This window comes from Pseudomonas sp. GW821-FHT04D07 (genome assembly GCF_059420225.1).
This window is the reverse complement of record NZ_JBWKTH010000003.1, coordinates 138810-161763: the sequence shown is the minus strand read 5'-3', so window position 1 is coordinate 161763 and position 22954 is coordinate 138810. Positions and strand designations below refer to the sequence as shown.

The following is a 22954-nucleotide window of genomic DNA, read 5'->3' as shown; positions in this document are numbered from 1 at the left end:
CCAGGCGACTTCCAGAAAGGTGGGTCGCCATAGTAACGCAAGGTTTGCGCTGACTGCAGGGCGCTCTTTGCCGATCGGCCAACGACGCCCTGCTTCAGCCTGGATACACGGGATTTTCGATCAACAAGGCCATGCCCTGCCCGCCGCCGACACACGCAGCCGCGATGCCATAACGCAGATTGCCCTCACGCAACTGCCTGGCCAGGCTCAGCACCAGGCGCAAACCACTGGCAGCCAAGGGATGACCCAAGGCAATCGAACCACCGCGCCGATTGAGCCGGTCGCCGTCCAGTCCCAGCACCTGGGCCGCCTGCGCTTCGTTGATTTCCAGCAAGCCGATGTCGGCCAGGGCCAGCCCGCTGCGCTGCAGCAGCAACTGGATCGCCAGCGCCGGGATCCCTTGCGGCACGCCACTGTAAAGGCCGATATGGCGGGGCAGCAGATAGGCATCGAAACTGGCCTGGGCCATGGAGCCGGCGAGCACGCTGTCGACTGCTGCCGGATCGATGGCGGCGCGAGCCAGCACCTCGCGCCCGACCTTGATCCCCAGGTCGATCGGCGAGACCTCGGCCAAGGCCCCGCCGAGATCGACCCAAGGCGTGCGCAGAGCGTCGAAAACCGCCACATCGCGAAAGCTCGAATACTGTCCCACGCTGTTCACGGTTGAGGCCCGGCACGCAGGATGGAAGGCTCTTCGCCGCGATACAGCGCTTCGACCTTGTCGGCGCGCCACTGCAACACCGCACGCTGATTGATCGAGCCCTTGTCGGTGATTTCACCACGGTCTATGGAGGCAGGCTGATCGAGCAGCGCGATCCACTCCAGGCGGCTGGCATTACCGCTGGCGTCGCGGTTGAGCCGTTGCAACCAGTCGTTGAACCACAGGCGCACAGGCACGCTGGCCAGGACCTCGATGTCGCTGGCGTCCGGACTCAAACCGGCCAGACGTCGACATTCATACAAGCGGGGAAAGACCAGCGCCCCCAGGCACTCGCGATCCGGCGCGGCCACCACCAGGTCCTGGACATAGGGCGAACCTTCGAGCACCGCGCGATTGCGCAAGGGGCCGACGCTGACAAAGACCCCAGAGGACAACTTGAAGTCCTCGGCAATCCGCCCGTCGAACATCAGCCCCAGTTGTGGGTTCCGCGGATCCGCGAGCTTGAGGGCATCGCCGGAACAGTAGAAACCCTGCGCGTCGAAGACTTCGGCGGTCTGCTGCGGCGCGCGCCAGTAACCCGGCATGATGTGCGGCCCGCGAAAACGCCCCTCCAGCTTGCCATCCACCGGCACCAAACGCACTTCACAACCCGGGGCCGGCAAACCGATGTAACCGGCCATGGACAACGGCCCGGTGGTGAAGGTGCAGGACGGCGCCGCCTCGGTCATGCCGAGCCCGGCCATCATGCGAATACGTTCGCCACAGTGCGCTTCGGCAACCCGGTCCAGACGGTCCCAGACCCGCTGGGACAATCCGGCGGCGGCGAAAAAGAACAGCTTCATGCGGGAGAAGAAACGTTCACGCAACTCAGCGTCCTGCTCCAGGGCGCTGACCAGTTCCTCCCAGCCCTTGGGCACGGTCAGGTAGGCGGTGGGCGACACGTCCTTGAGGTTGCGCAATGTTTCGGCAAACCCCTGGACGGTGGGCTTGCCGTCGTCCAGGTAAAAGGTCCCGCCGTTGTACAACACGATGCCTACGTTGTGGCTACCGCCGAAGGTGTGATTCCACGGCAGCCAGTCCACCAGCACCGGCGGTTCTTCGCCGAACACCGGGAAGGTCTGCAACAGCATCTGCTGATTGGCGCAGAGCATGCGCTGGGTGGTCACCACCGCCTTGGGCAGCTTGGTGGACCCTGAGGTAAACAGAAACTTGGCGATGCTGTCGGGCCCGGTGGCGGCAAACGCGGCGTCGGCTTCGGCCGCGCCAGATTGTTGCAACAGGCTGGCAAAGCGTGTCTGCGGACGTCCCTTGATATCGCCTCGCACGCTGATCAACGGCGTATCGAGCGGCAACACCGCCTCGATCGCCCGCTGGAAAGCCGTGACGTCACTGACGAACACAAGCCCCGGCTGCAACAGATGGCAGACATGCCGCAGCTTGGCGAAATCCTGGGACAACAACGAATAGGCCGCAGAGATCGGGCAGTAGGGAATGCCGGCGTACATGGCGCCCAGGGCAATCTGCAAATGTTCGATATCGTTGCCCGAGAGGATCGCCAGCGGGCGCTCGGCCGAAAGACCATAAGGCAACAAGCCCTGGGCAATGGCACGGACACTGGCCAGCATCTCGGCGTAACTCACCCGCCGCCAGTCACCGCCGTCCTGGCGCGCCGCGACAAAGGTCTGTTGCGGGCGAACCTCGGCCCAATGCACCAGGCGATCGAGCAAGCGAGCAGGCAACTCGGCCAGGGGTTCGAGGGAGCGCATGGACAGGATGCCCTGCTCTTCGCGGACCTCGACCGCGGGATGACCGATGGACACTTGGCGATACAGCGGCGCATTGGCCTCGGCCTGGGGGGGTGATCTGAATTCGGAACTCACGTGCTTGTCCTCCATCAAGGCATGCCAGCGGTGCTCGGGGAAGCACTCCACCGTGGTATGGCAGCCGGTGACTGCAGTCTTGTTATTGTTATGTCCGCCCTGCACGCAGGCGGCGACAGGTGCTCAGATCGGGTAGTACCGCGGCCCACTCTGCAAGGTCACCCAGCGCAATTGGGTGAACTGCTCGATGGCCGCCTTGCCGCCAAAACTGCCATAGCCGCTGGACTTGACCCCGCCGAAGGGCATCTGCGCCTCGTCGTGAACGGTCGGGCCGTTGATATGACAGATGCCCGATTCGACCCGCTGGGCCAAGGCCAGGGCACGGCGGGTGTCACGGCCACGGCGGCATCTTCCAGGGTGGCGGCGGCAACTCGCGACACGACTGCGCCGGTCACCGGATGACATCGTTCGAAGGTTCGTCCGTCTCGAGCGGGGCACGACTGGCCGCCGATCAGCAAGGGCACGTCCAGCATGGTGATTCCTCTTTATTGTCTTTATCGGGAATACGTTCAAGCGGTATGAGCACGGTGTACAGCCGGATGCGCCGGCTGTACGTCACGTGTTTCAGCGTTTATACGCCTGCAGGCCGGGCTTGATGCTCTTGTCGTCGAGAAACTGCTTCATGCCCTGCTCGCGACCGCCTTCGGTGTCCAGCAAGCGCGACTGATCGAGCTTGGCGTACAGGTAATCCTCGTTCTGCTCCCAGGTCAGTTCGCGGCAGCGTTTGAAGCCATGCTTGGCGGCGCGCAGGACCACCGGGTTTTTCTCCAGCAGGTTGCGCGCCAGCGCCACGGTGACTTCACGCAGTTGCGCCAGCGGTACACTTTCGTTGACCAGCCCCATCTCGGCGGCTTTCTGTCCGCCAAAGGTCTTGCCGGTCATGATGTAGTACAGCGACTGGCGATGCCCCACCGTATCGGCCATGGCTTTGCTCACCAGGTTGCCCGGTGGGATACCCCAGTTGATTTCCGAAAGACCGAAGGTCGCTTCGTCGGCGCAGATCGCCAGGTCGCAAGCCACCAACGGGCTGAAGCCACCACCGAAGCACCAACCATTGACCATCGCAATGGTCGGTTTGGTGTACATGCGCAGCAGCTTCCATTGCCATTGCGAGGCTTCGCGGCGGATTTTTTCCTGAAGGATCTCCGGGCCGGCGTCCACTTCGCGAAAGTACTCCTTGAGATCCATGCCGGCGGTCCAGGCCTCACCGGCACCGGTCAGCACCAGCACGCCGGCGGCAGGATCCTGCTCCAGGGTTTCCAGCACGTCGATCATTTCCCGGTTCAGGGTCGGACTCATGGCATTGCGTTTTTCCGGGCGATTGAGAATCACCCAGGCAATGCCTTCCTCGATTTCGACCTTGACGGTTGTCCAGCGACCTTCGTAATTGCTCATGGCGGGGCTCTCTTGTTCTGGGCCTGAAGATGAGTAGAAACTAAACCCGAGAATTAGTTATGTCAATTAATCATTAACAAAATTAACTTAGCTCAAGTAGCCCCTGGATTCCTTGTTACGTATGGGATTTCGCAAGAGAACATGGCTATCCCCGATCAATCACGGCAAACTAGATAGTCTTCTTAACCGCCAGCCTGAGGATCCATCCTGCAATGGCCAAGTCTTCCAAGATTGCCGTCGCCCCCGAGCCCCCTGCCGACAACGCCGAAACCCAGGCGCCACTGGATGCCGCCCTGGACGACCTGATCGGTTACGCCATGCGCCGGGCGCAGTTGAAGTTGTTCCAGAATCTGATTGAACGGCTCTCGACCCACGACTTGCGGCCGGCGCAGTTCTCGGCCCTGGCGATCATCGACCAGAGTCCCGGGCTGATGCAGGCCGACCTGGCCAAGGCATTGGCCATCGAGCCGCCCCAGGTGGTACCACTGCTGAACAAACTGGAAAGCCGAGCGCTGGCGGTGCGGGTGCGCTGCAAGCCGGACAAGCGTTCCTATGGGATTTTTCTCAGCAAGACCGGCGAGACCCTGCTCAAGGAGCTGAAACAGATCGCCGCCGAGAGCGATCTGGATTCCACCTCCGCCCTCGACAGTCAGGAACGCGAAGAACTGCTCAGGCTGCTGAAGAAGGTCTATCAGCAGTAGCCGCGGACGCCGCCGCACCCGCGCGGGGCTTCCAGCAGCGGTCCACTGAAGGTCAGGCCGAGTTTACTGACTCAAGGTGAAAACCCGGTTTATGACTGCGCATCCATCTCCTCCCAAACCGCCTCAGCCAGATGGAAGGTGGCATTGGCCGCGGGAATGCCGCAATAGATCGCGCTCTGCATCAACACTTCCTTGATCTCGTCGCGGCTCACACCATTGTTTTTCGCGGCGCGCAAGTGCAGGCGCAATTCCCCCTCGCGGTTCATGCCGATCAGCATGGCGATGGTGATCAGGCTGCGGGTGTGCCGTGGCAGCCCGGGACGGGTCCAGATATCGCCCCAGGCATGCCGGGTAATCATCTCCTGGAACTCGCCATTGAACGGGGTCAGTTTTTCAAGACTGCGATCCACATGGGCATCGCCGAGCACTTCGCGGCGTACTTTCATGCCGGCGTCATAACGTTGTTGTTCGTCCATTGCAGGGTCCTTGTCTAAGGTTTGAAGGCATGATGTTCGGCCACCGCACGCTGGACCCAGCGCTGTGACTGCCCCAGGTAATGGGCCGGATCCAGCAGACGATCCAGCGTCTCGGCGGACAGTTGCGCGGTCACGTGCGGTTCGGCACCGAGCACCTGTCGCAGGTGTTCGCCCTGCTCTACCGCACGGCGGCAGCATTGTTCAATCAGATGGTGCGCCGCATCACGGCCGATACGCTGGGACAAGGCGATGCTAACGGCCTCCGCCAGCACCAGCCCCTTGGTCAGCTCCAGGTTTTGCAACATGCGTCCGGCGTCGACTTCCAACCCGGGTACCACCTGCAAGGCCTGCTGCAGCGCGCCGGACACCAGGCAACAGAGCTCCGGCAAGGTTTCCCATTCGGCATGCCAGAGGCCGAGGCTGCGCTCATGTTCTTGCGGCATTGCGCTGAACATCGTCGCCACCAGGCCGGGCGCCCGGGTTGCCGCGCCGATCATGACCGCCGCGCCGACCGGGTTGCGCTTGTGCGGCATGGTCGAGGAACCGCCCTTGCCGGGCGCGGCCGGCTCGAAGACCTCGCCCGCTTCCGTCTGCATCAGCAAACTGAGATCGCGCCCGACTTTACCCAAGCTGCCAGCGATCATGCCCAGCAGGCTGGCGAACTCCACCAGCCGATCACGCTGGGTGTGCCAAGGCTGCTCGGGCAAGTGCAGATTCAATTCACCCGCCAGGGCTTCGGCCACCGCGAAAGCCTGCTCGCCCAGGGCAGCCAGGCTGCCGGAGGCGCCACCGAATTGCAGGCACAGCAAACGTGGTTTGATTTCAACGAGGCGCTGGCGATGACGCGTGACAGCGCCCAGCCAACTGGCGACTTTCATGCCCAAGGTCACGGGAGTCGCTTGTTGTAGCCAGGTGCGCCCGGCCAGCGGCGTGTTCGCGTAGCGCGTGGCCTGCTCGGCGAGCGCATCGGCCAAACGCGCCAGATCGCGCTCCAACAGCTCGATGGCTGAACGCAGTTGCAGTATCAGGCCACTGTCCATCACGTCCTGACTGGTGGCGCCCATATGCACGTAGCGTTCAGCGGTTGGGTTAGCCACGGCAAGCTTTTTACCCAGCGCCTTGACCAACGGAATTGCCGAATTACCGGCATTGCCGACGGCGACGGCCAACTCATCAACGTCGAACAATGGCGCGCGACAGGCGGCTTCGATATCGCCAACCACCTCCTGGGGAATCAGCCCTACACTGGCTTCGGCGCGCGCCAGGGCGGCTTCGAAATCGAGCATGCCTTGCAGCCGGCCTTGATCGGAAAAAATGGCCCGCATCGCCGGCTGGGTGAAATAGGCATCGAAAAGTTGATTCGTCGGTCTGTTCAAACCACAGCTCCAGGATTCATGAAAATCAGTGAGGGGCTCTCAGGTAGCATCCGCATGGCTGACCAGTCCTTTGATCAGCACCGCGAGGGTCGCCAACGCCGCCGGTACCACCAGGGCGGTCAACACCTGCTCGAAGTTCCAGCCCAGGCCCAATAATGTCGCCCCGGCCCAGGCCCCAAGAATCGCGCCGAAACGACCAATGCCGAGCATCCACGACACGCCAGTGGCACGGCCCTGGGTGGGGTAGAAGCGCGCGGCCAGCGAGGGCATCGCCGATTGCGCGCCGTTGATGCACATGCCGGCCAACAGCACCAAGGCGGCCAATACACCGACATGGCCCAGGCTCTGTCCCACCAGCCAGGCGAATACGCCAGCCAACAGGTAGGCAATGCCGATGACCTTGTGCGGATTGAATTTGTCCATCGCCCAACCCACGCCCACCGCGCTGAGCACACCGCCAAACTGAAACAGCGCACCGATAAAGGCCGATTGCTCCATGCTTGCGCCGCTGTCACGCATCAGGGTCGGCAACCAGCTGGTCAGCAGGTAGACGATTACCAGCCCCATGAAATAGGTCAGCCACAGCAACAAGGTCCCAGCGCTATAGCTAGCGGAGAAAATCACCTTCAACACGTTGCGGCTCCGCACCACCGCCTGTTCCGGCACGCTGAAGCCGGTGGCCGCCGCGACGTCCAGCGGCGCGATCGGTGCCAGCACCTGGCGAATCCGCTCCACGCCGCGATTGCGCACCACCAGAAAGCGAGCCGACTCCGGCAACCGGAACAACAGCACCACGGCCAGTACCAGGGGCAAAATCCCGCCGAGCATCAGCAGGCTGTGCCAACCCAGTAGCGGGATCAACTTCGCCGACACGAACCCGCCGCAGGCCATGCCCAGATTGAAGCCGCAGAACATGCTGGTCACCAGTAACGACTTCAGGCGTTCCGGGGTGTATTCGGACAGCAGCGTGGTGGCATTGGGCATCGCTGCCCCGAGGCCCAGGCCGGTCAGCAAGCGCAAGGCCAGCAATTGATCGATATTGCTGCTGTAGGCTGAGAGCAGACTGAACACGCCAAACAGAAACACCGCCACCACCAGCACCACCTTGCGCCCGAAACGGTCGGCCAAGGGGCCGGAACCCAGGGCGCCGAAGACCATGCCGATCAGTGCCGCGCTCATGACCGGGCCCAGACTGGCGCGATCGATGCCCCAGTCCTGGCTCAAGGCAGGAGCGATAAAACCCATCGCCGCCGTGTCCAGGCCGTCGAGAAATACGATCAGAAAACACAGCAGCACCACCCGCCATTGATAGCGGGACAGTGGCTTGGTATTGATCAACACCTGAACATCAAGCGTGCCCATCACAGGCACAGGGGCTAATAACGACATACAGACATTTCCTTCTTATTATTATCGGGTCGCTTGCCTCGGCAAACGCCATACCACTGCACGCACACCGCGACCTCAGAAGTCGAAGAACACCGTTTCCGCATCACCCTGGACATGAATGTCAAAACGATAGGCCAGCTTGCCGTCGACCGTGCAGCGCCGGGCAATCAGGGTTTCACGGCGTTGCGGCTGTTCGATCAGATTCAATACCGGATCGAGTGCATTGGCCTGGGCCTCGTCGTCGAAGTACAGGCGGGTCTGCAAGTGGATATTGATGCCCCGGGCAAACAGCGAAACATTGATATGGGCCGCCATGGGCACACCCGCGGCGTTGTTCAGCGTGCCGGGCTTGATGGTTTTCAGCGTCCACTCGCCGACATCCGTGGTCGCGGTCCGGCCAAAGCTGTTGAAGGGCTTTTCCAGATCGTAGTCGCTGTCGTAGACGCCTTCGTGGTTGGCCTGCCAGAACTCCAGGAACGAGTCGCGAATCAAATGGCCATTGCCGTCGTAGACGTGCCCCATCAGCACGATATGCTCGCCCGGCGCCCCGGGTTTGGCCATTTCGTTCCAGATTTCCTGCTCGCGGGGCGGATTGCCCGCCGCCTCCAGCGCCAGGCCGATATGCACGTAAGGACCGGCGGTTTGCGAAGGGGTTTCAGGCAAAAGTTGAACGGGCATGGGCGTGCCTCCTCAGCAGTTTTCGAAGTGGGTCTTGCGCTGGCCGCGCAGAACGATGTCAAAGCGATAAGCCAGGCAATCCATGGGATTGGCCAGGCTCATATCGAGCCGGGCAATCAGGCTCTGCACCGCGTCCGGATTGGCGATCGACTTGACGATCGGGCACATCGGGATAAGCGGGTCGCCTTCGAAATACAGCTGGGTGATCAAGCGCGTGGCAATCGACGGGCCACTGATGGAGAAGTGGATATGCGCCGGACGCCAGTCGTTGGGACCATTGCGCCACGGGTACGGGCCGGGTTTGACCGTGCGGAAACTGTAGTTGCCGTCACGGTCGGTCAAGGCCCGGCCGACGCCGCCGAAATTCGGGTCGATGGGTGCCAGATAGCTGTCTTTCTTGTGCCGGTAGCGACCACCGGCATTGGCTTGCCACATTTCCACCAGGGTATGCGGGATCGGCTTGCCGTACTGGTCACAGACCCGCCCGGCAACGATGATGCGCTCGCCGATGGGCAGGCCGCCCTGGTTGAAGTTCAGCAGCAGATCGTTATCGTGCCGCCCCCTCTTCAGGTGGGAAAAATCCGGGCCGCTGGTTTCCGACAGAGATTGGGGAATGCTCACCAGGGCCTGGCGCGGGGAGCGCAGGATCGAGGTCTTGTAGTCAGGCGTCAGGGCTTTGGGGTGCCAATTGCGGTCACGAATGACGAAGCGGCTGTTGTCCGCATCAGACATACCGGTCTCCTTATTGTTAGAGGTAAAGCTGCATGGCTAGCAGTCTGTACCTCAGTCTCCCCGGATAGAGCGCCCTGCAAAACTGAAAAAACCGACCCTATCCATATCCAAATGGTTATGGATAACGACCCTCGCGGTATGCCTGTCCCACCTCGCGCAGCACCTCCACACACCATTGCGCCGCCAGCGGCATCGGCAGCGCCGGATTGCTGCACAGTCCCACCGAGCCACCCGGTTCGCGAATGCCCAACTCCAGCTCCACCAACTCCCCTCGCCCCAGGTCCTGCCTGACCGCATCGAAAGGCGCGACCCAGATTGCCTGGCTGCATTGCACGTAACGCCGGCTCAGGGTCAATGACAGAGTTTCCAGGCGCTGGCGCGGGGGACTGATGCCGTGCTGCACAAACAGGCTGTCGGCGAACTGGCGAATCGTCGTCCCTGCCAGCGGCAATACCAACGGATAGTCTTCGAGGTTTTTATGCGCCAGTGGATCGGCCAACAGCGGATGGCCGCTGCGCACCACCAGGGTCATGGATTCGCTATACAGATGCTCGAACGCCAGCCCGAGGATCTGCGGGCTGTCCGTCATGCGTCCGACCACCAGATCCAGCTCTCCCACCCGCAGTTGCGACAACAGGTACGCACTCGGCCCGGTGACCACACTGACCACCAATGCGGGATGCCGGGCGTGCAAACGGCAGACAACCTCGGGCACCAGTACGCTTTCCACGGTCGACAGCACACCGAGTCTCGCGCTGATCGGCTCGTGCTCGCCGGAACGCAGGCTATTGACCCCTTCACGCAGCGCCTGGACGCTGGGGCCGGCGTAACGCAGAAAGGCTACCCCGGCCTCGGTCAGCGCCGCGCCGCTTTTGCTGCGCACGAACAAGCTGGCGGCCAGCAAGGTTTCCAGCTCCTTGAGGGTCTTGGAGAGTGCCGGCTGGCTGATCGCCAGTTTGTCTGCGGCACGCGCCAGGCTGCCCTGACGCGCCACCTCGAGAAAGCACACCAGATGACGAAATTTGATTCGGGTATCGATATTCACCGCAGTTCGCTGCCTTCGGGGTCTGGTCTGGCATCCGCTAACGCTGGATCCGGAATTGTTTCGGTGACTGCCCCGTGCCGCGCTTGAAAAAGCGCGAGAAGTAGGCCGGTTCGGAAAAACCCAGGCGGTCCGACACCTGGTTGATGGTCATGGCGGTGTAGACCAGATCGCGCTTGGCTTCCAGCAGCAGTCGCTGGTTGATCATCTGCAAGGCCGATTGCCCACAGAGGCGTCGGCACAGGGCATTGAGGTGCGCCGTGCTGATCCCCAGCGTCGCCGCATAGTGCTCGATGGGCAGATGCTCGCGAAAGCGCAGTTCCAATGTCCGGGTGAACAGCTGTAAATGCTCGCGACCACGCTCAAGCGGCAGCGCGTCCGGCGGCGAGCGTTCCAGACTACGGCGACTGAGCCAGATGGACAGCACCGTGATCAACGATTGCAGCATCGGATCACGGCCGGGCTGATGTTGGCTGTATTCCCGAGTGATGGCTGAAAACAGCGTGTCCAGATACGGATGCGCGGAGCCGATCAGGTAACAGGCCGCCGTGGTCAACACCGGACTGTTGAGCGAAGCGCCGAGCTGTTCGGCCAGGGGCTGCGCCAGACTGAGCACGTGGCCTTGAATATCCAGGGAGAACTTGAAGGTGTGCACGCTCAACGCCGGCACGACTTGCAACGAGGGCGAATCAATGTGCTGGATCTCGTCTTCGACTTGCAGCGTCGCCCGTCCCGCCTGCACATACAGAAGCTGCACCAGGTCGCTGTGTCGATGGGGTTTTATTTCCCAGCCGTGCAGTTGGCTACGCTCGGGGATCGACTCGCAATGAATCAGGTCGGGCGTCGGCCAGGCGCGGGTCTCGCCATAGAGTTTGAACACCGGAACAGGCATAGCCAATGATTTCGACATCTCCCGCCCCTTGCGACGATCCACGGAAAGTCCATGGAATGCGTCGGATATTGCCTTCATATCCACGCTTTAGCCACTAAAAATACAGGAGACAAAAACAACAGTGCCCGGTAAGGCCTCACGGCTTCAACGGCACCCAACAGGACACTCCCCATGAAAACCCAAGTCGCTATCATCGGCTGCGGCCCGTCCGGCCTTTTGCTCGGTCAACTGCTGCATCGCGCGGGCATCGACAACATCATCGTCGAACGCAAGAACCCCGAATATATCCTCTCGCGCATTCGCGCCGGTGTACTGGAACAAGGCCTGGTCGAGTTGTTGCGCGAAGCCGGTGTCAGCGAGCGCATGGACGCCGAAGGCCTGGTGCACGAAGGCTTCGAACTGGCCTTCGACGGACGCTGTGAACGCATCGACCTCAAGGCACTGACCGACGGTAGAACGGTCATGGTCTACGGCCAGACCGAAGTCACCCGTGACTTGATGGAGGCCCGCGCCACCGTGGGTGCCATGACCTTTTATGACGCCGAAAATGTGCAGCCCCACGGCATGCAAAGCGACAGTCCTTACGTGACCTTCGAGCATCACGGCGAGACCGTCCGCCTGGACTGCGACTACATTGCCGGCTGTGACGGCTTTCACGGTGTCTCCCGACAATCGATACCGCCAGAGACGCTGAAGACTTTTGAACGGGTTTATCCCTTTGGCTGGTTGGGGATTCTGGCCGACACCCCGCCGGTCAACCATGAGCTGATCTACTCCAACCATGAGCGTGGCTTCGCCCTGTGCAGCATGCGCTCGCCGACACGGACCCGTTATTACCTGCAAGTGGGTGCAGAGGAAAAGGTCGAGGACTGGTCGGACGAACGTTTCTGGGAAGAGCTCAAGTGCCGCTTGCCGGCCACTATCGCCGCGCAACTGGTCACCGGGCCCTCGATTGAAAAGAGCATCGCCCCCTTGCGCAGTTTTGTCGTCGAGCCCATGCAATATGGTCGCCTGTTCCTGCTCGGCGATGCGGCCCATATCGTGCCACCCACCGGCGCCAAAGGCCTGAACCTGGCGGCGAGCGATGTCAGCACGCTGTACCGCATCCTGCTCAAGGTTTATCGCGAAGGGCGTACCGACCTGCTGGAACGGTACTCGTCAATCTGCCTGCGCCGGGTCTGGAAAGCCGAGCGTTTCTCCTGGTGGATGACCTCGATCCTCCACCGTTTTCCCGGGACCGACACTTTCAGCCAGCGTCTCCAGAAGAGCGAACTCGATTACTTCACAGGCTCGGCCGCCGGACGCAAGACGATTGCGGAAAACTATGTCGGGCTGCCGTATGAAGCCATCGAGGCGATCAAAAGTTCGCCGGCGTGTTCGCGCTGACGATCTCGGCTTCATCCTGGCCGATGTTGCGAAAGCTATGGGGCAGCGTCGTCGGGAAGTAATACCCGTCCCCCGCCGTCAGCACGCTGATCTGGCCGTCCACAGTCAACTCGATAGTGCCGCGGGTGACCAACCCGCACTCCTCGCCTTCGGCATGCACGATCGGTTCTGCACCTGAACCAGCCCCGGGAGCGTACTGCTCGCGCAACATTCGCATTTGCCGGCCAGATACCGGGGCGCCGACCAGCAGCAGCCTCAGTCCATCACGGCCCAAATCAGGTTGTTCATTGGCGCGAAAGATATAGCGTTGCTCCTTCACCGGCTGATCGAAAGAGAAGAAGTCCGCCAGGGTCATGGGAAACCCTTCGAGGAGTTTTTTCAACGAACTGACAGAGGGGCTGACGCGGTTCAATTCGATCAACGAAATCGTTCCATTGGCCAGACCGCTGCGCCTGGCCAGCTCCCGCTGGGATATTTTGTAACTTTCTCGCACAAGCTTGAGTCGTGAACCCGTATCCATGACAGCCCTATTTAGAACCTGAGGATTGCGAGGGATGGCCAGCAGGTGCCGTACGAAAAAGTTTCCGCGCCCTCAAATGTGTCAGCTGATTAGATCATGTTTGAGCAAGGGTGCCCATGCCGAATACGGGGTCCTGCCTGTCTTGAGTATTCGCTCAATAAATTGCGGCGTTGGCGCCCTGCTGATACTCGCGAGGCGTACAACCGAACTCACGACGAAACACGGTGTGCAGGTATTGAGCCGATTTGAAACCGCAATTCTGGGCGATGTCGGCAATCGCCGAATCGGTGTTTTCCAGTCCGTTGGCCGCCGCTGCCAGTTTGAAGCGCAGGATCTCGTCGTGCACGCTGCAGCCGCGCACCTTGCGAAAGTGTGATTCCAGCGATGAGCGCGACACCCCCACATACCCCGCCACCTGCGCGGTCTTGATGCCCTGGCAGGCGTATTGGCGGATGAACAGCAATGCTTGCATGACGTAGGGATCGCCCAACGGTTGATGCAGACTCGAGGCCTGCACATTGATCGCATCAGGGGCTATCAGTATCTGCGTGCCCGTGGACGGCATACCGTGGAGCATCTGGTGGAGCAGGCGCGCGGCGGTCCAGCCCATGGTTTCAGTGCCTTGAACCACTGAACTCAGCGGCACCCTGGTCAGGCTGCGAGTCAGCGGGTCGTTGTCGATGCCGATCAACGCCACCTGCTCCGGCACGGCGATCCCGGCGGTCAGGCAGGCTTGCAGCAACTGCCGGGCGCGGGCGTCACTGACAGCGATGATGCCGATGGGTTTGGGCAGGCTTTGCAACCAGGCAATCTGCTGTTCGACGGCGCTGTCCCAGAGCGGCGCGCTGGTGCCCATGCCGCGATAGACCTCGGCGTGCAAGCCATCGCGCCGCAGCAGCCGGCGAAAGGCTTTTTCCCGCTCCTGCGCCCAGCGATTGGCCTGAGCTTCAGGCAGGCTGAAGCAGGCAAACCGCGTCAACCCGGCCTCGATCAGGTGCTCGTACGCCAACTTCATCAACGCATGATTGTCAGTAGCAACATAGGGAATGCCTTTCGGATAGGCGCGCTCGTCCTGATAGGACCCGCCCACCGCCACTACCGGCAACTTGATCGCGGCCAGCGCCTCGCCGATCAGCGGGTCGTCGAAGTCGGCAATGATCCCATCACCCTGCCAGCGCTCGATCCCCTTCAACCGACAGAGAAAATCCTCTTCAAGAAACAAGTCCCAGGACGCGCGCGTGCTGCTCAGGTAGTTACCGATGCCACTGATGATGCCGCGATCGTAGATCTTGCCGCCGTTGAACAACAGCGCAATGCGGTGAACGGGCGGGACGCTCTTCATTATTTTTACACTGAGCCGGTAAACACAGAGGCGATCAACACAGACTAGGCGCCGGAACGACGAATCTCAATACGCAAAATCGAACTGCGTGTTGGTCATTTTCATAATCAGCAGCCACAAGGCCGTTGCTAGTATCGGGACACAGCCAAGAACAACAAGGAAATTGCCCATGCCTTTCTTCCCCGCTGTCGACAAGATTCGCTACGAAGGTCCCACCAGCGACTCGCCCCTTGCTTTCCGACATTACGACGCCAACAAGCTCATCCTCGGCAAACCCATGCGTGAGCACCTGCGCATGGCGGCCTGCTACTGGCACACCTTTGTCTGGCCGGGGGCCGATATGTTCGGTGTCGGCACCTTCAAGCGCCCCTGGCAGCACGCCGGGGATCCGATGGAGCTGGCCATCGGCAAGGCCGAAGCGGCCTTCGAGTTCTTCTCCAAACTGGGCATCGACTACTACAGCTTCCACGACACGGATGTCGCCCCGGAAGGCAACTCGTTGAAAGAGTACCGCAACCACTTCGCGCAGATGATCGACCACCTGGAGCGCCATCAGGAGCAAACCGGGATCAAGCTGCTGTGGGGGACCGCCAACTGTTTCAGCCACCCACGCTTTGCCGCGGGCGCCGCCAGCAACCCGGACCCGGAAGTGTTCGCCTGCGCCGCCGCCCAGGTCTTCAGCGCCATGAACGCGACCCAACGCCTCAAAGGGGCCAACTACGTCCTCTGGGGCGGCCGTGAAGGTTACGAAACTCTGCTCAATACCGATCTGAAACGCGAGCGCGAACAATTGGGCCGCTTCATGCGCATGGTGGTCGAGCACAAGCACAAGATCGGTTTCAAAGGTGACCTGCTGATCGAACCCAAGCCCCAGGAACCGACCAAGCACCAATATGATTACGACAGCGCCACGGTCTTCGGTTTCCTGCATCAGTTCGGCCTGGAAAACGAGATCAAGGTCAATATCGAGGCCAACCACGCGACCCTGGCCGGGCACAGCTTCCATCACGAGATCGCCACGGCGGTCTCGTTGGGGATCTTCGGCAGCATCGACGCCAATCGCGGCGATCCGCAGAACGGCTGGGACACCGACCAGTTCCCCAACAGCGTCGAGGAGATGACCCTGGCCACCTACGAAATCCTCAAGGCCGGTGGGTTCACCCATGGCGGGTTCAACTTCGACTCCAAAGTCCGTCGCCAGAGTCTGGACGAGGTTGATCTGTTCCACGGCCATGTCGCCGCCATGGATGTTCTCGCCCTGGCTCTGGAGCGCGCGGCGGCCATGCTGCAGAACGACCCACTCCAGCCATTCAAGGATCAACGCTACGCCGGCTGGCGGCAGCCGTTCGGGCAGGCGCTGCTGGCGGGTGACTTCAGCCTCGGATCGCTGGCCGAACATGCCTTCGCCAACGAACTGAATCCGCGGGCGGTCAGCGGTCGGCAGGAGATGCTCGAAGGCCTGGTGAATCGGTTTATCTACCCCTGACAGCAGGTAAACCTTGGCGGCGTTGTGACATTCTCGCGACAAATCCATGCTCGCGGCGTCCGGCGACGCTCTACAGTTCCACCGGCAGCTTATTCATCGTCAGGCAGTGTCTTTCAAACAACAATAAAAGGACGCACCATCATGAACACACTAAAACGCACGCTGCTCGCCAGCGCTCTTGCCCTGCTCTCGCTACCGGTCATGGCCGATGCCGCCCACCCGAAGATCGGCTTCTCCATCGATGATCTGCGTCTGGAACGCTGGTCACGAGACCGTGATTACTTCGTCGCGGCGGCGGAAAAAATGGACGCCAAAGTCTTCGTACAATCGGCCGATGCCAACGAGCAGAAGCAGATTTCGCAGATTGAAAACCTCATTTCCCGTGGCGTCGATGTGATCGTCATCGTGCCATTCAACGCCACCGTGCTGACCAACGCCGTCGCCGAAGCCAAGAAGGCCGGGATCAAGGTGGTGTCCTATGACCGACTGATCCTCAACGCCGATATAGACGCCTACATTTCCTTCGATAACGAAAAGGTCGGCGAGATGCAGGCCAGCGGCGTGTTGAAAGCGGCCCCCAAGGGCAACTATTTCCTGCTCGGTGGCGCCCCCACGGACAACAACGCCAAGGTCCTGCGCGAAGGTCAAATGAAAGTGCTGCAACCGGCCATCGACAAGGGTGACGTCAAGATTGTCGGCCAGCAGTGGGTGAAGGAATGGAACGCCACCGAAGCCCTGAGCATTGTTGAAAATGCCCTGACCCGGAACAACAACAAAATCGATGGCATCGTCGCCTCCAACGACGCCACCGCCGGGGGCGCGATCCAGGCACTGGCCGCGCAGCAAATGGCCGGAAAGGTACCGATCTCGGGTCAGGACGCAGACCTGGCAGCGGTCAAGCGGGTGATCGAGGGCACCCAGACCATGACCGTCTACAAGCCGCTGAAACTGATCGCTTCGCAAGCCGCCAAGCTCTCGGTGCAACTGGCGCGTAACGAGAAACCCACCTACAGCTCGCAATACGACAACGGCAGCAAAAAAGTCGACACCATCCTCCTCACCCCGACCCCGTTGACCAAGGACAACATCGACCTGCTGGAAAAGGACGGGTTTTATACCAAGGCGCAGATTGCCGGACAGTGACCCATCGAGCTGTACAGTGAGTACCGCGCCATGTCCGACTATCTGCTGCAAATGAACGGCATCGTCAAAACCTTTGGCGGTGTCAAAGCACTCAATGGCATCGACCTCAAGGTCAAGCCTGGTGAATGCGTCGGCCTGTGCGGCGAGAACGGTGCCGGCAAGTCGACGCTGATGAAAGTCCTGTCGGCGGTCTACCCCCATGGCACCTGGGACGGGGAGATTCTCTGGGACGGTCAGCCGCTCAAGGCGCAATCCATCCGCGAAACCGAAGCCGCCGGGATCGTCATCATTCACCAGGAACTGACCCTGGTCCCCGATCTGTCAGTGGCTGAAAACATCTTCATGGGGCACGAACTGACGCTGCCCGGCGGGCGCATGAACTACCCGGCGATGATCCGTCGTGCCGAAGGCCTGATGCGTGAGCTCAAAGTCCCGGACATGAACGTATCGCTAGCGGTTTCACAGTACGGCGGTGGCTACCAGCAACTGGTGGAGATCGCCAAGGCGCTGAACAAGCAAGCGCGCCTGCTGATCCTCGATGAGCCCTCATCGGCGCTGACCCGTTCGGAAATCGAGGTGCTGCTGGACATCATTCGCGACCTCAAGGCCAAGGGCGTTGCGTGCGTCTATATCTCTCACAAGCTGGATGAAGTGGCCGCCGTGTGCGACACCATTTCGGTGATCCGCGATGGCAAACACATCGCCACTTCCGCCATGGCGGACATGGACATCCCGAAAATCATCACCCAGATGGTCGGACGGGAAATGAGCAACCTCTACCCCACCGAACCCCATGACATCGGCGAGGTGATTTTCGAGGCGCGCCATATCACCTGCTACGACGTCGACAACCCCAAGCGCAAACGGGTCGACGATATTTCGTTCGTCCTCAAACGCGGGGAAATCCTCGGTATCGCCGGGTTGGTCGGCGCCGGGCGCACGGAGCTGGTGTCGGCGCTGTTTGGCGCCTATCCCGGCCGCCATGAGGGGGAAGTATGGCTGGACGGTCGACCGATCGATACACGCACGCCCCTCAAGTCGATCCGCGCCGGTCTGTGCATGGTCCCTGAAGACCGCAAGCGCCAAGGCATCATTCCGGATCTGGGAGTCGGCCACAACATCACCCTGGCCGTCCTGGACAACTATTCAAAAATGACCCGCATCGACGCCGAAGCCGAATTGGCCAGCATCGGCAAGGAAATCTCGCGCATGCACCTCAAGACCGCGAGCCCGTTCCTGCCGATCACCAGTCTCTCCGGCGGCAATCAGCAAAAAGCCGTGCTGGCGAAGATGCTCCTGACCAAACCCCGCGTGCTGATTCTCGATGAGCCCACCCGCGGGGTCGATGTAGGCGCCAAATATGAGATCTACAAGCTGATGGGCGCGCTGGCGGCTGAAGGCGTGTCGATCATCATGGTGTCCTCGGAGCTGGCCGAAGTGCTGGGCGTTTCCAACCGCGTATTGGTGATAGGCGAAGGCCAGCTGCGCGGCGACTTCATCAACCACGAACTCACCCAGGAACAGGTGCTCACCGCCGCGCTCAGGCATCCCGACGACCATCACAATAATGCTCGGAAGACCGCGTAGATGATTCAGCTCAAAGCATTCTTCACCCGCTACAAAATGCTCGCCCTGGTGATCGCGGTGGCGATTATCTGGCTGTTCTTCAGTTGGCAAACCGATGGCGGGTTTCTGACCCCGCGCAACCTCTCCAACCTGCTGCGGCAGATGTCCATCACCGGGATTCTCGCCTGCGGCATGGTACTGGTGATCATCAGCGGCGAGATCGATTTGTCAGTAGGTTCATTGCTTGGCCTGCTGGGTGGCCTGGCGGCGATTCTCGATGTGATCTATCACCTACCGCTGTTGGCAAATCTGGGCATGGTGGCCCTGTGCGGATTACTGATTGGCTTGGCAAACGGTTTTATGACCGCCTACCTGCGCATCCCGTCTTTCATTGTCGGCCTGGGCGGGATGTTGGCGTTCCGCGGCATTCTGCTGGGGATTACCGGCGGCACCACCATTGCCCCTGTGTCTCCGCCACTGGTCTACATCGGCCAGGGCTATTTGCCGCACACGATAGGAGCAGGGCTCGGCGTACTGCTGTTCGCCTTGACACTTTTCCTGACCTGGAAACAGCGCCGCAATCGTGCCCTCCATGGCCTGGCTGCCCACTCACGGGTGCGTGACGTGTTGCGCGTGGTGTTGATCGGCGCGGTGCTGGCCGGCTTCGTCCAGACCCTGAACAGCTACGACGGCATTCCGGTTCCGGTGCTGCTTCTGCTGATTCTGCTTGGCGTGTTCAGCTACGTGACCAGTCAGACCGTGTTCGGACGACGCATCTATTCGGTGGGCAGCAACATGGAAGCCACGCGCCTCTCTGGTATCAACGTACAGGCTGTGAAACTGTGGATCTTCGGCGTCATGGGCGTGATGTGCGCCCTCGCCGGCGTGGTCAACACCGCGCGCCTGGCCGCGGGCTCACCCTCGGCCGGAAACATGGGCGAACTCGACGCTATCGCTGCCTGTTTCATTGGCGGCACCTCCATGCGCGGTGGTTCTGGCACCGTTTACGGTGCCCTCCTCGGCGCGCTGGTCATCACCAGCCTGGACAACGGCATGTCCATGCTCGACGTCGACAGCTACTGGCAGATGATTGTCAAAGGCAGCATCCTGGTACTGGCCGTGTGGGTGGATGTGAGCACCCGGACCGGACGCCGCTGATCTGCGGGGAACGCGTCCGAATCAACTGAATCGGACGCTTGCCGCTATTGGACGAGGTAATCCACCTGATGTCTGGCGATCCGTGAGTTGCCCAGCTCATTGCGCACCCTCAAGTGCTCAGGGTGCGTGGCATAGGCCGCCAGCGCTTCAGCGGACGCGAACTCGGTATAGAGCACGACGTCGCAGGCATAATCGATCCGGCTGATATCGACGCCGACCTCGATCTTCAGCAGCCCCGGAATCAATCCGGCCAACCCTTCGAAGCGTTCCTTGAGAAACTGGCACGCCTGGCGGTTGCTCTCCGGCGTCTCCCCCGCAAGGTTCCACATCACAATATGTTTGATCATCGCGGTCTCCGTGCGGTGTCATCCCGGCCTGACATATCAACCCTTGCTTTTCTGATAGACATCTACGAATACCGCTGCGAGCAGCACAGCGCCCTTGATCATTTGTTGGTAGTCAATGCCGATGCCCATGATCGACATGCCGTTGTTCAATACACCCATGATGAACGCGCCAATGACCACGCCGACCACCTTGCCGACGCCGCCGGAGGCCGACGCGCCGCCGATGAACACGGCCGCAATGACGTCCAGTTCAAAGCCGGTGCCGCCACGCGGTGTCGCGCTGTTGAGGCGGGCGACGAAGATCAGTCCGGCCACGGCGGCCAGTACGCCCATGTTGACGAAGGCGAAGAAGGTCACCCGCGCCGTATTGATACCCGACAGCCTGGCCGCCTTGAGATTGCCGCCTACCGCGTAGATCCAGCGACCGATCACGGTGCGGTTCATGACGAAGGTGTACACCCCGATCAGCACGCTCATGATCACCAGCACTGTGGGGATGCCGCGGTAGGTCGAGAGCAGGTAGCAGAAGTACACAATAAGGGCCGCCACCACGCCGTTCTTCAATGCAAACAGGGCCAGGGGAGCAGCGCTGCCGCCGCTTTTCAGGGTGCGCGCGCGACTGCGATATTCAACCACCCAGAAGGCCACGGCCACCGCGATACCCAGCAGCAAGGAGGTAATGCGCAGGTTTTCATTGGCGAAGACGTCGGGGATGAAGCCCGAACTGATCGCCGAGAACGCCGGCGGAAACGGCCCTATCGACTGCCCTTGAGAGATGGCAATAGTAGCGCCGCGAAAGATCAACATACCGGCCAGGGTGACGATGAACGAGGGCATGCCCCAGACAGCGACCCAGTAGCCTTGCGCCGCGCCGATCAGCCCACCACAGAGCAGGCAGATCAGGGTCACACTGAAGAAATCCAGGCGATATTGGACCATCAACACCGCCGCGATCGAACCGATCACGCCGACCACCGAACCGACCGACAGGTCGATATGCCCGCAGACGATCACCATCAACATACCCAGCGCCATCACCACGATGTAGCTGTTCTGCAGCAGCAGGTTGGTCAGGTTCAGCGGCTGCATCAATGCCCCGCCGGTGGCCATCTGGAAGAACACCATGATGACGATCAGCGAGGCCAACAGACCGTATTCACGGGCGCCACGCTTGAAGGATGTCAGGGCATTGGGTTTGTTGGATGCGAGAGGCATGCTGACTTCGCTCACTGGATCACCTCGTTTTTCATGATTGCGTGCATGATTTTTTCCTGCGATGCCTCGGCGATCGGAAACTCGCCGACAAAGCGTCCTTCGTTCATCACATAGATACGGTCACAGGTGCCGAGCAACTCCGGCATTTCCGAGGAAATCATGACCACGCCACGACCTTCGCTGACCACTTGATTGACCACCCCATAGATCTCGTACTTGGCCCCCACATCGATACCGCGGGTGGGCTCGTCGAGGATCAGTACCTTGGGATCGGAGAACAGCCACTTGCCCAACACGACTTTCTGCTGGTTGCCACCGGAAAGTTTCTCCACCGATTGGCTCACGTCCGGGCAGCGAATCCGCAGGCGCGCGCGGTAATCGACGGCCACCGCCGTCTCGCCCAGTTCGTTCATGATCCAGCGCTTGGAAACGGCGGCCAGGTTGGCCATGGAGGTATTGCGGGTGATGCTCTCCCCCAGCACCAGGCCGGCGCCCTTGCGGTCTTCGGTAGCGTAGGCCAGGCCTTGATCGATGGCCTTGCGCACCGTACCAAGGTCGACTTCGCGCCCTTCGATACGCGCCTTGCCGCGGATGTTCACGCCATAGGAACGCCCGAATACACTCATGGCAAACTCGGTGCGGCCAGCGCCCATCAACCCGGCGATCCCCACCACTTCGCCCCGGCGTACATGAAAATTGATATTGCGGATACGATCGCGGCCTGGACGCTCCGGGTCGCCGACCGACCAGTCCTCGACCTCGAACAAGGTCTCACCGATCTCGGCCACCCGCGACGGGTAGCGGTCCGACAACTCGCGGCCGACCATGGAACGAACCACGCGACCCTCGTCGATCTTCTCGACACGGCAATCGATGACGTCGACGGTGCTGCCGTCACGGATCACGGTGATCTCATCGGCGACCCGGCCGATCTCGTTGAGTTTGTGGGAAATGATGATCGAGGTGATGCCACGGCCCTTGAGTTCGAGCATCAGATTGAGCAAGGTGTCGCTGTCCCTTTCGTTGAGACTCGCGGTCGGCTCGTCGAGGATCAGCAAGCGCACATCCTTGGCCAGCGCCTTGGCGATTTCCACCATCTGTTGCTGGCCGATGCCGAGGTTGCCCACCAGCGTCTGCGGCCGGGCGTCGAGGCCAACCCGAGCCAGCAGCTCGCGGGCCCGCAGGTGCGCCTCGTCCCAGTCGATCACCCCGTGCCGGGAGATCTCGTTGCCCAGAAACAGGTTTTCGGTAATCGACAACATCGGCACCAGCGCCAGTTCCTGGTGAATGATGCAGATCCCCAACGCCTCGCTGTCGCGCAGGCCGTGGAAGGTCCGCGGCACGCCGTCGAAGACGATGTCGCCGTCGTAGCTGCCGTGGGGATACACGCCACTGAGGATTTTCATCAAGGTCGATTTGCCGGCACCGTTTTCACCGCAAATCGCATGGATTTCCCCATCGCCAACCTGGAGGTTGACCCCGCTGAGCGCCTTGACCGGGCCAAAGCACTTGCGGATGTCACGCATGTCGAGAATCGTTTTGCTCATTTTCTCTCTCCTGCCAGGCGGG

At 61.0% G+C, this 22954-nt stretch carries 21 protein-coding genes and 2 pseudogenes; 6 read left to right on the top strand and 17 right to left on the bottom strand.

Translation table 11 applies throughout. From position 1 onward, the window contains the following. Positions 1-94 precede the first annotated feature (94 nt). From AC07T0_RS06730 to AC07T0_RS06710, 5 genes and pseudogenes are all read right to left on the bottom strand, one after another. Entirely contained in the window at positions 95-661 is a 567-nt protein-coding gene (locus AC07T0_RS06730) for a thiolase family protein (RefSeq protein ID WP_495000416.1), read from the bottom strand. Further along, a complete protein-coding gene (locus AC07T0_RS06725) occupies positions 658-2541 on the bottom strand; it encodes a feruloyl-CoA synthase (protein ID WP_495000415.1) in 1884 nt (627 codons plus the stop codon). The genes AC07T0_RS06730 and AC07T0_RS06725 overlap by 4 nt, the downstream gene beginning before the upstream one ends. A 123-nt stretch (positions 2542-2664) precedes the next feature. Continuing rightward, positions 2665-2877, bottom strand: a pseudogene (locus AC07T0_RS06720) (aldehyde dehydrogenase family protein); the annotation flags it as partial. Next, positions 2870-3014, bottom strand: a pseudogene (locus tag AC07T0_RS06715) (salicylaldehyde dehydrogenase); the annotation flags it as partial. The pseudogenes AC07T0_RS06715 and AC07T0_RS06720, both read right to left, overlap by 8 nt. Before the next feature lie 91 nt (positions 3015-3105). Continuing rightward, on the bottom strand, positions 3106-3936 hold the full coding sequence (locus AC07T0_RS06710) for a p-hydroxycinnamoyl CoA hydratase/lyase (RefSeq protein WP_248796427.1): 831 nt from the start codon (positions 3934-3936) through the stop codon (positions 3106-3108). 212 nt (positions 3937-4148) lie between these two features. Here AC07T0_RS06710 and AC07T0_RS06705 point away from each other — a divergent pair, with 212 nt between their 5' ends. Next, positions 4149-4637, top strand: a complete 489-nt coding sequence (locus AC07T0_RS06705) for a MarR family winged helix-turn-helix transcriptional regulator (protein ID WP_495000414.1) — start codon at positions 4149-4151, stop codon at positions 4635-4637. 89 nt (positions 4638-4726) lie between these two features. Here AC07T0_RS06705 and pcaC read toward each other — a convergent pair whose 3' ends face one another. From pcaC to AC07T0_RS06670, 7 genes are all read right to left on the bottom strand, one after another. After that, on the bottom strand, positions 4727-5113 hold the full coding sequence (gene pcaC, locus AC07T0_RS06700; protein ID WP_495000413.1) for a 4-carboxymuconolactone decarboxylase: 387 nt from the start codon (positions 5111-5113) through the stop codon (positions 4727-4729). Positions 5114-5127: 14 nt separating this feature from the next. Continuing rightward, entirely contained in the window at positions 5128-6489 is a 1362-nt protein-coding gene (locus AC07T0_RS06695; RefSeq protein WP_495000412.1) for a 3-carboxy-cis,cis-muconate cycloisomerase, read from the bottom strand. A gap of 39 nt (positions 6490-6528) precedes the next feature. Continuing rightward, positions 6529-7878: a 4-hydroxybenzoate transporter PcaK gene (gene pcaK, locus AC07T0_RS06690; RefSeq protein WP_495000411.1), complete on the bottom strand. Its 1350-nt coding sequence runs from the start codon at positions 7876-7878 to the stop codon at positions 6529-6531. A gap of 75 nt (positions 7879-7953) precedes the next feature. Continuing rightward, complete coding sequence (gene pcaG, locus AC07T0_RS06685) at positions 7954-8556, bottom strand: protocatechuate 3,4-dioxygenase subunit alpha (protein ID WP_495000410.1); 603 nt, start codon at positions 8554-8556, stop codon at positions 7954-7956. 12 nt (positions 8557-8568) lie between these two features. Beyond that, positions 8569-9288: a protocatechuate 3,4-dioxygenase subunit beta gene (gene pcaH / locus AC07T0_RS06680; RefSeq protein ID WP_495000409.1), complete on the bottom strand. Its 720-nt coding sequence runs from the start codon at positions 9286-9288 to the stop codon at positions 8569-8571. Positions 9289-9403: 115 nt separating this feature from the next. After that, a complete protein-coding gene (pcaQ, locus tag AC07T0_RS06675; protein WP_495000408.1) occupies positions 9404-10333 on the bottom strand; it encodes a pca operon transcription factor PcaQ in 930 nt (309 codons plus the stop codon). A gap of 37 nt (positions 10334-10370) precedes the next feature. Beyond that, positions 10371-11240, bottom strand: a complete 870-nt coding sequence (locus AC07T0_RS06670) for a helix-turn-helix domain-containing protein (RefSeq protein ID WP_495000407.1) — start codon at positions 11238-11240, stop codon at positions 10371-10373. 153 nt (positions 11241-11393) lie between these two features. Here AC07T0_RS06670 and pobA point away from each other — a divergent pair, with 153 nt between their 5' ends. Then, a complete protein-coding gene (gene pobA, locus AC07T0_RS06665) occupies positions 11394-12608 on the top strand; it encodes a 4-hydroxybenzoate 3-monooxygenase (RefSeq protein ID WP_495000406.1) in 1215 nt (404 codons plus the stop codon). On the opposite strand, the gene AC07T0_RS06660 is transcribed toward pobA, so the two are convergent. Both AC07T0_RS06660 and AC07T0_RS06655 read right to left on the bottom strand, forming a co-directional pair. Then, positions 12580-13128, bottom strand: a complete 549-nt coding sequence (locus AC07T0_RS06660) for a cupin domain-containing protein (protein ID WP_495000405.1) — start codon at positions 13126-13128, stop codon at positions 12580-12582. The two genes, pobA and AC07T0_RS06660, sit on opposite strands and share 29 nt — an antisense overlap. A gap of 154 nt (positions 13129-13282) precedes the next feature. Beyond that, complete coding sequence (locus AC07T0_RS06655; RefSeq protein ID WP_495000404.1) at positions 13283-14470, bottom strand: XylR family transcriptional regulator; 1188 nt, start codon at positions 14468-14470, stop codon at positions 13283-13285. Positions 14471-14639: 169 nt separating this feature from the next. Between AC07T0_RS06655 and xylA the strand changes: the two genes are divergently transcribed. The 4 genes from xylA to AC07T0_RS06635 all read left to right on the top strand — a co-directional run bounded on the left by xylA (position 14640) and on the right by AC07T0_RS06635 (position 19823). Further along, positions 14640-15956, top strand: coding sequence for a xylose isomerase (gene xylA / locus AC07T0_RS06650; protein WP_495000403.1), 1317 nt, complete (start codon positions 14640-14642; stop codon positions 15954-15956). A 141-nt stretch (positions 15957-16097) separates the two neighbouring features. Further along, positions 16098-17099, top strand: coding sequence for a D-xylose ABC transporter substrate-binding protein (gene xylF / locus AC07T0_RS06645; protein ID WP_495000402.1), 1002 nt, complete (start codon positions 16098-16100; stop codon positions 17097-17099). 30 nt (positions 17100-17129) lie between these two features. Beyond that, positions 17130-18686, top strand: coding sequence for a D-xylose ABC transporter ATP-binding protein (xylG, locus tag AC07T0_RS06640; RefSeq protein ID WP_495000401.1), 1557 nt, complete (start codon positions 17130-17132; stop codon positions 18684-18686). After that, entirely contained in the window at positions 18687-19823 is a 1137-nt protein-coding gene (locus AC07T0_RS06635; RefSeq protein WP_495000400.1) for a sugar ABC transporter permease, read from the top strand. It begins immediately after the preceding gene. A gap of 44 nt (positions 19824-19867) precedes the next feature. Here AC07T0_RS06635 and AC07T0_RS06630 read toward each other — a convergent pair whose 3' ends face one another. The 3 genes from AC07T0_RS06630 to mmsA are packed head-to-tail and all read right to left on the bottom strand — an operon-like array spanning position 19868 to position 22932. Then, positions 19868-20170 (bottom strand): Dabb family protein, encoded by a 303-nt coding sequence (locus tag AC07T0_RS06630; protein WP_495000399.1) that lies wholly within the window; start codon positions 20168-20170, stop codon positions 19868-19870. A gap of 36 nt (positions 20171-20206) precedes the next feature. Then, the gene (gene mmsB, locus AC07T0_RS06625) at positions 20207-21400 is read right to left on the bottom strand and encodes a multiple monosaccharide ABC transporter permease (protein ID WP_177103687.1); all 1194 of its coding nucleotides are present in this window, start codon (positions 21398-21400) and stop codon (positions 20207-20209) included. After that, a complete protein-coding gene (gene mmsA / locus AC07T0_RS06620) occupies positions 21397-22932 on the bottom strand; it encodes a multiple monosaccharide ABC transporter ATP-binding protein (RefSeq protein WP_495000398.1) in 1536 nt (511 codons plus the stop codon). Before mmsA ends, mmsB begins: the two co-directional genes overlap by 4 nt. Between the last annotated feature and the right edge of the window lie 22 nt (positions 22933-22954).

Coding starts and splice junctions, on each gene's coding strand:
- AC07T0_RS06710 (WP_248796427.1), bottom strand. CDS start 3,936: ATGAGCAATTACGAAGGTCGCTGGACAACCGTCAAGGTCGAAATCGAG.
- AC07T0_RS06705 (WP_495000414.1), top strand. CDS start 4,149: ATGGCCAAGTCTTCCAAGATTGCCGTCGCCCCCGAGCCCCCTGCCGAC.
- pcaC (WP_495000413.1), bottom strand. CDS start 5,113: ATGGACGAACAACAACGTTATGACGCCGGCATGAAAGTACGCCGCGAA.
- pcaK (WP_495000411.1), bottom strand. CDS start 7,878: ATGTCGTTATTAGCCCCTGTGCCTGTGATGGGCACGCTTGATGTTCAG.
- pcaG (WP_495000410.1), bottom strand. CDS start 8,556: ATGCCCGTTCAACTTTTGCCTGAAACCCCTTCGCAAACCGCCGGTCCT.
- pcaH (WP_495000409.1), bottom strand. CDS start 9,288: ATGTCTGATGCGGACAACAGCCGCTTCGTCATTCGTGACCGCAATTGG.
- AC07T0_RS06670 (WP_495000407.1), bottom strand. CDS start 11,240: ATGTCGAAATCATTGGCTATGCCTGTTCCGGTGTTCAAACTCTATGGC.
- pobA (WP_495000406.1), top strand. CDS start 11,394: ATGAAAACCCAAGTCGCTATCATCGGCTGCGGCCCGTCCGGCCTTTTG.
- AC07T0_RS06660 (WP_495000405.1), bottom strand. CDS start 13,128: ATGGATACGGGTTCACGACTCAAGCTTGTGCGAGAAAGTTACAAAATA.
- AC07T0_RS06655 (WP_495000404.1), bottom strand. CDS start 14,470: ATGAAGAGCGTCCCGCCCGTTCACCGCATTGCGCTGTTGTTCAACGGC.
- xylA (WP_495000403.1), top strand. CDS start 14,640: ATGCCTTTCTTCCCCGCTGTCGACAAGATTCGCTACGAAGGTCCCACC.
- xylF (WP_495000402.1), top strand. CDS start 16,098: ATGAACACACTAAAACGCACGCTGCTCGCCAGCGCTCTTGCCCTGCTC.
- xylG (WP_495000401.1), top strand. CDS start 17,130: ATGTCCGACTATCTGCTGCAAATGAACGGCATCGTCAAAACCTTTGGC.
- AC07T0_RS06635 (WP_495000400.1), top strand. CDS start 18,687: ATGATTCAGCTCAAAGCATTCTTCACCCGCTACAAAATGCTCGCCCTG.
- AC07T0_RS06630 (WP_495000399.1), bottom strand. CDS start 20,170: ATGATCAAACATATTGTGATGTGGAACCTTGCGGGGGAGACGCCGGAG.
- mmsA (WP_495000398.1), bottom strand. CDS start 22,932: ATGAGCAAAACGATTCTCGACATGCGTGACATCCGCAAGTGCTTTGGC.